Source organism: Holdemania filiformis DSM 12042, from assembly GCF_000157995.1.
Taxonomy (GTDB): domain Bacteria; phylum Bacillota_I; class Bacilli_A; order Erysipelotrichales; family Erysipelotrichaceae; genus Holdemania; species Holdemania filiformis.
The window spans coordinates 1-2096 of sequence record NZ_GG657563.1 but is presented as its reverse complement, the minus strand read 5'-3'; the positions used below and the strand labels follow the sequence as shown (position 1 = coordinate 2096).

Genomic DNA, 2096 nt, shown 5'->3' with positions numbered 1-2096 from the left:
CGGGTTTTCAACACTTGCAACTGAATAAAAGTTCTAAATACCGCAGAAATGCGGTGTTTTTTTGTCAAATTCCTCTTTCATTTACGTTGTATATGTTGTATAATTATGGTGGCTTATATCTGATTTGGCGGTGACGTAATGAAACTTTTTTATAACAAAACGAGTAAAGATCCTATCTACTATGCTCAAGTCGGAATCCGAAATGGCAAAAAGGTCACAACCAAAAATGTCAAACGTTTCGGGAAACACTCCGAACTGCTGAAAATAACCGATGACCCGCTTTCCTATGTGAAGGAAGAAATTCGGAAAATGAATGAGGAATACCGTGTCGGCAAAGTAGAATACACCTTTTCAACGAATTATAATGAGCGAGTAGAACAAACCGATGATGAGGCTTCCGCATCTACAGAATTGAACGTTGGGTACTTTTTCCTGCAGTATTTGATGAGTGGACTTCAGCTCAAGGATTTCTTCAAGGAAAAGCCCGCCGGAAGAAAGATGACCTTTGACTGTTACACCATTCACCGTTTCCTTGTTTATTCGAGGATCATGGATCCGCTTTCTAAATATGCGATGCTCGACAAGCTGGATTCCTATTATGAAAAGCCGGACTTTAGTTATCAGCATATCCTGCGGTTTATGGATCTTTTGGAAGAACATTACGATGATTATCTCGCATGGCTCTACAAACAGAGCGACACGATCGTAAAAAGGGATTCCTCCGTTCTTTATTATGACTGCACAAACTTCTACTTTGAATGTGAGCAGGCGGATGATGAGATTGTGGACGAGGTCACGGGAGAGATCCTAACCGGATTGCGCCAATACGGTGTCAGCAAAGAAAATCGACCCAACCCTATAGTAGAAATGGGATTATTCATGGACAGCAGAGGAATCCCCATCACCATGTGCCTACATCCCGGAAACGTCAGTGAACAGCTGACCGCAGTTCCTCTGGAAGAAGAAGTATTAAAAATAATTCCGGATTCAAAATTTATCTATTGTGCCGATGCAGGACTTGGCTCCTATAACATCAGAAAGTTCAATAGTATGGGTGGCAGAGCGTTTATCGTCACTCAATCCATCAAGAAACTGAGTGACACACTGAAGAAAGCCGTTTTCAATGACTATGATTACAAACTTCTTTCAGATGATACGCCCATCACTATTGAAGAAATGAAAAATTTTGACCGGCATCATCCTGATAATCTTGCCCTCTATAATGACTCCGCATATAAAGTCGTTTCCGCTGACAAGGTGCTCGATCTGGGACTCTACGAAGATGTAGTTCTGAAAAACGGACGGACGGTACAGAGAAAGGCAAAAGGAGTCTTAAAGCAACGCATTATCATCACTTTTTCCAGAAAAATGATGGAATATCAAAGGACTGTTAGGAATCGTCAGATAGAACGCGCAAAGAAACTACTGGCTCTGAAGGATCCGGAGGAAATCAAAAAAGGTCCGAACGATGTAAAGCGTTTTATGAAACGCGTATCGAAAACAAAATCTGGCGAAAAAGTAATCGTGGAATACACTCTGGATGAAAGTAAAATTGCGGAAGAAGAAAAATATGACGGTTACTATGCGATTGCCACCAATCTTGCGGACCCCGCAAAAGACATCCTCGCAGTGTCACAGAAAAGGTATCAGATTGAAGACTGTTTCAGGATCATAAAAACGAACTTTGACGGACGTCCCGTGAACCATAGACTGGCAGAACGGATCAGAGCACACTTCTTGATATGTTATACCGCACTGCTTGTATACAGACTTTTAGAAGCCCAACTTGATGACCAGAAAACACATGTCACGCCAGCGAATCTGGTGACCACACTAAAGAATATGACCGTCACCAACATCCATGATATTGACTTCATGGCGCTCTATAAAGGCAGCAAAACCCTGGATGCCTTGACACAACTGACTAGGATGCCATTAGACAGACGCCACTATAGGCCAAAGGACTTAAATGGAATGATAAAAAAATTTTTAAGTTAGGAAAAATATACAACATTTTTTGCCATAGAAAAAGTCGGAATTCCTTTATTTCTCAAGGGATTCCGACTTTGTTATGCATTTCAAGTGTTGAAAACGGG

1 protein-coding gene is annotated in these 2096 nt (G+C 41.4%); it reads left to right on the top strand.

The features are described 5' to 3' along the window. Positions 1–138: 138 nt before the first annotated feature. On the top strand, positions 139–1998 hold the full coding sequence (locus HOLDEFILI_RS17930; RefSeq protein ID WP_006061369.1) for an IS1634 family transposase: 1860 nt from the start codon (positions 139–141) through the stop codon (positions 1996–1998). Positions 1999–2096 lie beyond the last annotated feature (98 nt).

Excerpts from the sequence above, each read along its gene's own strand:
- HOLDEFILI_RS17930 (WP_006061369.1), top strand. The coding sequence starts at position 139 with ATGAAACTTTTTTATAACAAAACGAGTAAAGATCCTATCTACTATGCT.